This window comes from Pseudolysinimonas sp. (assembly GCF_031389465.1).
Taxonomy (GTDB): Bacteria; Actinomycetota; Actinomycetes; order Actinomycetales; family Microbacteriaceae; genus Pseudolysinimonas_A.
Map to the genome: position 1 here is coordinate 1 of NZ_JANMSQ010000239.1, position 6,696 is coordinate 6,696.

Here is a 6,696-nt window from a genome sequence, read left to right on the forward strand (position 1 = left end):
GAGCCACTCGCGGGTCTTCTCTTACGCCGGCGGCAGAGCGAGTTGCGCGAGGAAGAGCGGCAGATCCTCCATCGCGCTCGGGGCGATGTCGGCGTAGGGATACACCTGCACGACCGCGAGGCGGCGTACCGTCTCGACCACACTCACCGGCCGATCGGCGGCGAGCCCCTGTGCACGTACTGCGATGCGGCGGGCCTGCGCCCGCGTCAGGTGAACAGAACCCGGACGTACCGGGGCGTCAGAACTCGTCGTCGTCGCCGATGTCGGCGCTGCCCGGGTCTCCGAGGTCTTCGATCCACAGGTCGTCGTCGGCACGGAGGGTCTGCCAGGCGGCGTATGCGATGCCGGCGAGGGCCACGACGCCGACCGCGATCGCGATGTACCGGCCCGGGCCGGCTGACTTCGGCGGAGTGACGACGCCGACCTTCTGGCCTGCCTTGGTCACCCGACGCACGACGTCCCGAACGGCGGGGTTCTTGGCGGCTTCGAGCACGGCGAGCGCGGAGCCGATCGTGCCGGTGATCGCCGGAAGCACCTCATCGGTGAAACGCTCCCGGGCGGTGGATGCCGCTTCACGGGCGACCCCGAATCCGTCGCGGGCGGCGCCGAAGCCTTCTCGAACGCGCGGGCGAACCTCTTCGCGCGCGTAGTTCGCGGCTTGGCGGCGGGCATCCTTCAGCACAGCAGTCGCGTGCTCAATGGCATCGCGCTGCTCATCCCAGAGCTTCTCGGCATCCCGCTTGAGACGCTTCAGTTCGCGCTGGCGCTGACGTGAGAGTGCCATGTCGACCTCCGAGGTTGTGTGTGAGAACGTACCCATCCTGCCACGTGCTCCCGATCAGTCCGTAGGGCTTGTGCCGCGCGCCATCATCGGCCAAGGACGCCGTGACAGAATGGCGGAATGCCTTCGCCCACCGCTGTCGCGACTATCCACACGACCCTTGGTGACATCCGAGTCAACCTGTTCGGGTTCCACGCCCCCGTCACCGTCGAGAACTTCATTGGTCTTGCCACCGGAGCGAAGGAGTGGGAGCACCCCGCAACCGGTGAGCGAATGACCACCCCGCTCTACGACGGCGTGATCTTCCACCGCATCATCAAAGACTTCATGCTGCAGGCTGGCGATCCGCTGGGGAAGGGGATCGGCGGACCCGGCTACAACTTCGACGACGAGATCCACCCCGAGCTGCACTTCACCGAGCCGTACCTGTTCGCGATGGCGAATGCAGGAATCCAGCAGGGTCACGGCACGAACGGCTCGCAGTTCTTCATCTCGACGGTTCCCACTCCGTGGCTGAACGGCAAGCACACGATCTTCGGCGAGGTTGCCGACGACGACTCGAAGCGGGTCGTCGATGCGATCGAGGCGGTCGACACCGACGGGCGCGACAAGCCGCTTCAGGATGTCGTCATCACCTCGATCTCGGTCGACTCGGTCTGACCCGGTCTATCAAAGCCGTGACCGAAGCCGAAACCTCACCGGATGTTTGCTACCGGCACCCGAAACGCGAGAGCTGGGTGCTCTGCCAGCGCTGCGGGCGAACGATTTGCCCGGAGTGCCAGATTCTCGCGCCGGTCGGCATTCAATGCCCCGAGTGTGTCCGCGAGGTGGGTGGCTCGGTGACCTGGCGCGGTGCCGGTGAGGCGCGACGCCCGGCAGCCAAGGCGCGACCCGTCAGGTCGCGTCCTGAGCGTGCGTCGTCGGGTTCGGGGTGGCAGGGCGCGATCGGGCAGATGCTGCGGCCCGGATCCGAGGCACCCGTGCTCAGCTGGGGCATTGTCGGGCTGACCGTGGTGCTCTGGCTTGGCGGCCTGTTCACCGGGGGTCTGCCGTTCCTGTTCCTCGCCGTGACGCCGAGCCTGAGCTTGCAGGTGTGGCGGTTTTTCACCGCCCCGGTGGTGTACCCCAACGACTTCTTCTATCTGATCGCGATCCTGTTGAGCGGCGTATTCATCCTGTTGACCGCGCCTGCGGTCGAGAAGAACCTCGGGCGCGGCCGCTTTCTCGTTCTCGCACTTGCGGCGGCGGGAGTGGGCAGCGCGGCGATGGTGCTTTCCGGCAACGCCGCGTTCGGCCTGAGCGGGGTGCTGTTCGGAATGTTCGGGTCGTATCTGATCTTCGTCTGGGCATACCCGCCAGCCCGCGCCCAGGCGCTCATCATCATCGGCATCAACCTGCTGATCAACATCGCCTTCGGCGGGTTTACGCTGCCGCAGATCATCGGCGGACTGATCGCCGGCGCGGGGGCGACCTACCTGTTCCAGCGCTACGACGACCGTGCGAGCTCGAAAGCCCGCACGCCGTATCTCATCATCGCCGCGGTCGTCGTCGGCCTCATCGTGCTGGCCATCGTGCGCTCAGCACTCTGAGCGACTCGGTTATCCACAGGCCCATCCACAGTGTGGAGAGAATGACAGCGCTGTAATTCGGGCTCAGCGCCACCGGGTCGTCATGAAGAACCCGATGATGAGGAATCCGAAGCCGATCGCGATGTTCGCCTCGTTGATGCCGGGGATGGGCCACGAACCCTGGCTCAGGTAGTAGACGATGATCCAGACCAGCCCGAGGAGCATGAAGCCGAACATGATCGGCTTGAACCACACCGGGTTCGGAAGATTCTCGCGACGTTCGGTTTCGCCGGAGTCGGCCTTCCGCGGAGTGGGTGACGTGTTGGGTCGAGCCATGCGGAGCAGTCTAACCGAGGCCGATCGGAGCGCGACCCGCACATCGGGCGGTGCGACGTAGAATCGAGGTCATGTCGGACGGGGTCGAATCGTCGGTCGAGGTCGCCCCTCGCCCCTCGGGCAGGGCGGCGCCGCTGCGACCGCACCGCCGCCTCTCTGTGGTCGGCGTGATCGGCGAGCTGCTGATCACCGCGGGCGCTCTCGTGCTCGCGTTCCTCGGCTACCAGGTGTGGCTTGGTGACGTCATCGTCGGCGGGCAACTCAACGGCGAGGCGGTCGAGCAAGCAGAAGTCTGGGGGGCTGGCTACTCCGATGTCCCACCCAGCGAAGCCGGCGATCCATCCCAGTCGGGCGACCCTCCCGTCTTGGCCGCACCCGCGAATGCCGTACGGTTCGCGAACCTCATCATCCCGCGCTTCGGCGGCGACTACTACCGCCCGATCGCGGAGGGTGTGAGCACGAGCAGCGTGCTCAACAAGGGCAACATCGGGCACTACCCCACGACGCAGATGCCCGGCGCCCTCGGCAACTTCGCCCTCGCGTCACATCGCTCAAGCGGGGGCGGCAACTTCCACGACCGGCACCAGTTGCAGGTCGGCGACCACATCTACGTCGAGACACCCGACGGCTGGTACCAGTACTCCTTCCGCAACCTGGAGTACGTGCGGCCGACCGGGGTCGGGGTGCTCAATCCCGTCCCGCAGGCGACCGGCGTTGAGGCAACGGAGCGCTACATCACCCTCACCACCTGCAACCCGTTCTTCTCGACCGCCGAGCGCATCATCGCTTACGGCGTGTATGACGCGTTCTTCCCGCGAGCTGGCGGAGTGCCGGCCGAGATCGCCTCGAACGTGACGGGGGCCGGCTGATGTACGGCGCTCTATGGCGGACCTTGCCCGGACCCTGGTGGGTGCGGTTGCTCATTCTGCTGGTCGCGGTTGCCGTGATCCTGACCGCCCTGGTGTACTGGGTCTTCCCGGTGGTCGACCAGATGGTCGCACCGCAAGACGTGACGGTGAACGAATGACCCGGGTTCTGGTTCTCGACAACTACGACTCGTTCGTCTACACGCTGGACGGGTATCTGCAGCAGCTCGGTGCGTCCACCGAAGTCATCCGCAACGACTCGTTCCCGGCCGCGGAGGCTGCGTCGCGGGTCGCCGACTACGACGCCGTGCTGATCTCACCCGGACCGGGCACGCCGGCCGCCGCAGGCGTGTCGATCCCGGTTGTGCACGCCGCGCTCGCCGCGGGATCGCCGCTGCTCGGAGTCTGCCTCGGACATCAGGCCATCGCCGAGGCGCTCGGAGCGACGGTGACCCATGCAGACGAGTTGATGCACGGCAAGACGTCGCTCATTCGGCACGACGACAGCGACTTCTACTCGGGCGTGCCGCAGCCGTTCCGGGCGACGCGCTACCACTCCCTCGCGGTCGTCGACGGCACCGTTCCCGCCGAACTCGAGGTGACCGCTCGCACCGAGGGCGGAGTCATCATGGGCGTGCAGCACCGCTCGGCGCCGCTCGTCGGGGTGCAGTTTCATCCCGAGTCGGTGCTGACCGAAGGCGGCTACCGGATGCTCGGCAACTGGCTCGCCAGCGCCGGGCTGCCCGAGGCCGCTGAGCGCGCAAAGGCGCTCAGTCCGCTCGTCAAACTCGGCTGACCCCCGCGCTCCTTAGCCCGAGCAGTAGGTCAGCGTCACCGAGGTCTTCTGCGGCACCTCGCCGATGACCGACTGGCTGACGACTGTCTGGCCGGTACACCCGTTATCGAGCACGAGTTTCACGCCGAGCTGCAGGCTGCCGCCCTTGAGGGTTGCCTGGGCGGCCGTGACCGGCTGACCCGCGAAATCGGGTACGACGACGAGGCCGTTCGAGACGACGAGGTCGATCGTCGAACCTGCAGGCACGCGCGTCGACGAGGAGAGCACCTCGGGGTCGCCCTCGACCATGATGCCCATTACGACGCCGCTCGGCACGTTTGGCGAATAGGTGACGGTCGTCGTTCCGTAGACGAGTCCGAGCCCGGCGATCGTCGCTTTGGCCGCCTCCTGGTCTTGGAAGACGAGGCTGGGCACGTCGACGAGCGGGGCACCCGACGAAACGACGAGGTCCACCTCCTGGCCCGGAGACACCCGCGTTCCCGGCTCGGGGGTCTGCTCCATGATCTCGCCCTCGGGCACGTTTTCGTCCGATCGCGTCGTCTGGCTGACGGTCAACCCGGCCTCGTCAAGCAACTGCGAGCCTTGCTCGATGTCGAGCCCGATGACATCCGGAACGACCACCGCGGCGCCGGGACCGACGATGTCTTGCGACTGCTGGGAGAAGACCCAGAACACGGCGGCGACGAGGATGACGACAAACATCGCGATCCCGCCCCAGATCCAAGCGACCGGGGGCCGACTCTGGGTGCGCGGAACCCGGTCGTCATCGTTGCCGTCGGCGAACCGGCGCAGGGCCGCCTCCGACGCCGCACCCGTGCTGGGATTCACCCCGAACAGCGTCGAACTGAAGTCGTCGACCGGAACCAGCTGCCGATCGGGTAGCTTGCCGGCCACCGCCGCCTCGAGGTCGTGCTTGAAGTCGCCCGCACTCTGGAAACGCTCGAACCGGTCTTTCGCGAGGGCGTGCATCACGACCGCGTCGAGGGCGGGCGTGACCGCCGGGTTGAGGCGGCTCGGCAGGGTCGGCGCCTCGCTGACGTGCTGGTACGCCGTCGCGACCGCGGTCTCGCCGTGGAACGGCGGCTTGCCGGTCAACAGCTCGTAGAGCACGACGCCCGTCGAGTACAGGTCGGTGCGGGCATCTACCGCTTCGCCGCGCGCTTGCTCGGGGGAGAAGTACTGGGCGGTGCCGAGGATCGCACTCGTCTGCGCGATCGTCGCCGAGGAATCGGAGATCGCGCGCGCGATGCCGAAGTCCATCACCTTCACCTGGCCGGTCGAGGTGATCATGACGTTGCCGGGCTTGATGTCGCGGTGCACGACGCCGGCCCGGTGCGAGTACTCGAGAGCGGTGAGGATGCCGTCGACGATGTGCGCCGCTTGTTCGGCCGACATCGGGCCCTGAGCGACGAGGTCCTTCAGCAGGTGGCCCTCGACGTGTTCCATCACGATGAACGGCACCTGCAGTTCGCGGCCCGACGAGTCGCGGGCGATCTCTTCGCCGGCGTCGTAGACGCGCACGATCGTGGGATGCGCCATCCGGGCCGCGGCCTGGGCCTCCTGGCGGAACCGGGTACGGAAAGCCGGGTCGTTCGCGAGAGACGGCTTGAGCAGCTTGATCGCAACCTTGCGGCCGAGCCGCGCGTCGAGTCCCAGGTGAACGTCGGCCATGCCGCCGCGACCGAGCAGCTCGCCGATCTGGTATCGGTCCGCGAGCAGGCGGGGTCCCGCGGAGGTGTCGGTCACGCCAGTCAGTGTAACTTCCCGAGGATCACGGTCAGCTGACTGCGATGGTGAGAGTTCCCGACGAGTTCGAGGTGATGCCGCCCTCGCAGAGCGCGACATAAGTGATGGTGGTCTCTCCCGGGTCTCCGAGGTTGATCGTGAGATCCGTCGCACCCGCCGAAACGGGGTTGCCGCCGGGGAAGGTGCCGTTGTTCACGGTGAAGTTGTACCCGGTCAGGCCGAAGCCACTCGGGCATCCCCCATAGGTCGGGAAGGTGATGGTCACGTCGCTGCCCGAGAGGTGCGGCCCGAACGGAGCGCTGGCCGTTTCCGGCGCCGACGGGTTCGGGAACGCACCGTAAACCTTCACGGTGATCGTCGAGCCCTTCTGCACGTTGCCGGTCGGGTTGAGACTCGAGACCGCGCCGACCAGGTCAGGCGACGGGGCCGCCGGGCCATCGTCCTCCAGAACGACGAGGTCCTGGTCGATGAGCTCTTGCCGCACATCGTCGAACGGCCGGCCGACGTAGTCGTCGGGGTCGATGTTCACCCGGTTGCTCGTCGGTGTGGTCGACGGGGTCGCGGAGGGCGACGCGTTGGTGTTCGACGGCGACGGGGTATTGT

General features: G+C 66.9%; 9 protein-coding genes and 1 pseudogene. 5 read left to right on the forward strand and 5 right to left on the reverse strand.

What is annotated here, in order from left to right:
• Window positions 1-21 precede the first annotated feature (21 nt).
• Both RMO30_RS09465 and RMO30_RS09470 read right to left on the reverse strand, forming a co-directional pair.
• On the reverse strand, window positions 22-147 hold the full coding sequence (locus RMO30_RS09465; RefSeq protein ID WP_309712468.1) for a hypothetical protein: 126 nt from the start codon (window positions 145-147) through the stop codon (window positions 22-24).
• Between the two features lie 91 nt (window positions 148-238).
• Entirely contained in the window at window positions 239-784 is a 546-nt protein-coding gene (locus tag RMO30_RS09470) for a hypothetical protein (protein WP_309712471.1), read from the reverse strand.
• A gap of 117 nt (window positions 785-901) precedes the next feature.
• Here RMO30_RS09470 and RMO30_RS09475 point away from each other — a divergent pair, with 117 nt between their 5' ends.
• Window positions 902-1,441 carry a peptidylprolyl isomerase gene (locus tag RMO30_RS09475; RefSeq protein ID WP_309712474.1) on the forward strand — a complete coding sequence of 180 codons (540 nt, stop codon included), beginning with the start codon at window positions 902-904 and terminating at the stop codon, window positions 1,439-1,441.
• 179 nt (window positions 1,442-1,620) lie between these two features.
• Complete coding sequence (locus tag RMO30_RS09480) at window positions 1,621-2,370, forward strand: rhomboid family intramembrane serine protease (protein WP_309712479.1); 750 nt, start codon at window positions 1,621-1,623, stop codon at window positions 2,368-2,370.
• 63 nt (window positions 2,371-2,433) lie between these two features.
• Here RMO30_RS09480 and RMO30_RS09485 read toward each other — a convergent pair whose 3' ends face one another.
• Window positions 2,434-2,685, reverse strand: coding sequence for a cell division protein CrgA (locus RMO30_RS09485; protein WP_309712481.1), 252 nt, complete (start codon window positions 2,683-2,685; stop codon window positions 2,434-2,436).
• A 71-nt stretch (window positions 2,686-2,756) separates the two neighbouring features.
• On the opposite strand from RMO30_RS09485, the gene RMO30_RS09490 reads away from it, so the two are divergent.
• Genes RMO30_RS09490 through RMO30_RS09500 form a run of 3 tightly spaced genes read left to right on the forward strand, consistent with a single transcriptional unit; the run spans window position 2,757 to window position 4,347 of the window.
• Window positions 2,757-3,554, forward strand: coding sequence for a class E sortase (locus RMO30_RS09490; protein WP_309712484.1), 798 nt, complete (start codon window positions 2,757-2,759; stop codon window positions 3,552-3,554).
• The gene (locus RMO30_RS09495) at window positions 3,554-3,712 is read left to right on the forward strand and encodes a hypothetical protein (protein WP_309712486.1); all 159 of its coding nucleotides are present in this window, start codon (window positions 3,554-3,556) and stop codon (window positions 3,710-3,712) included. The genes RMO30_RS09490 and RMO30_RS09495 overlap by 1 nt, the downstream gene beginning before the upstream one ends.
• Entirely contained in the window at window positions 3,709-4,347 is a 639-nt protein-coding gene (locus RMO30_RS09500; protein ID WP_309712488.1) for a glutamine amidotransferase-related protein, read from the forward strand. The genes RMO30_RS09495 and RMO30_RS09500 overlap by 4 nt, the downstream gene beginning before the upstream one ends.
• Window positions 4,348-4,359: 12 nt before the next feature.
• Here RMO30_RS09500 and pknB read toward each other — a convergent pair whose 3' ends face one another.
• Both pknB and RMO30_RS09510 read right to left on the reverse strand, forming a co-directional pair.
• Complete coding sequence (gene pknB / locus RMO30_RS09505; protein WP_309712491.1) at window positions 4,360-6,093, reverse strand: Stk1 family PASTA domain-containing Ser/Thr kinase; 1,734 nt, start codon at window positions 6,091-6,093, stop codon at window positions 4,360-4,362.
• A 31-nt stretch (window positions 6,094-6,124) separates the two neighbouring features.
• Window positions 6,125-6,696: pseudogene (locus RMO30_RS09510) on the reverse strand (PASTA domain-containing protein); the annotation flags it as partial.